At 58.9% G+C, this 850-nt stretch carries 1 pseudogene; it reads left to right on the top strand.

The features are described from left to right. Nucleotides 1-76: 76 nt before the first annotated feature. Nucleotides 77-837: pseudogene (locus AC0L20_RS39585) on the top strand (IS5 family transposase). Nucleotides 838-850 lie beyond the last annotated feature (13 nt).

The raw sequence follows: 850 nt of genomic DNA, 5'->3' as shown, positions 1-850 counted from the left end.
CTAGGGTCTGTACTCAATAGGGATTCCCTTCGAAATTGGATTGTGATTCAAGCGTCTCAGTTGAAGGGAGGCTTGAATGGCAAAGCAGGTCTACTGGCTCAGCGACGCGGAATGGCGGCGGATTGAGCCGTTGTTGCCCCGAGGGCGCAAAGGAGCGCACCGGGTCGATGATCGGCGCGTCATCAGTGGCATCATGCACATGCTGAGATCTGGCTCACGCTGGCGCGATTGCCCGGAAGTCTATGGCCCCTACACAACGGTCTATAACCGCTTCAACCGCTGGAGCCGGCAAGGGATTTGGACGGGCATCTTTTACGCCCTGACGGGATCGACCGGCATGTACGGATCGATCTCGGTGGACTCGACCTACATCAAAGCCCATCGCTCCGCAGCCGGCGCAAAAGGGGGGCCTTCAACAATGCAATCGGCCGTTCGCGGGGCGGGCAGACTACCAAAATCCACGCGCTGACTGACGATATCGGCCGTCCCCTGGCCTTCCTGATTACCCCGGGCAACACCCACGACCTGGTCGGTGCCCGCGACCTCATCGGCATGATCCGCAATCCGCGCCGCTTGCTGGCCGATAGAGCTTACGACGCCAAGAGCTTACGCGACGAACTGGCCGCACGCCGTATCAAGGCCGTGATCCCACCGAATCCGACCCGCAAGCATCCGCATCGGTATGACAAAGCAGCTTACAAAGGTCGAAACGTCATAGAGCGCATGTTCTGCAGGCTCAAAGACTTCCGCCGTATCGCAACTCGATACGACAAGCGCGCAGACATCTTCCTGTCTGCAATCTTGCTCGCAGCCGCAATCTCATGGTGGGCTAAATGAGTCCGGACCCTAG

It is taken from the genome of Bradyrhizobium sp. Kon58, from assembly GCF_055807455.1.
The sequence above is the reverse complement of the archived record's forward strand: the minus strand, read 5'-3'. Positions and strand labels throughout refer to the sequence as shown.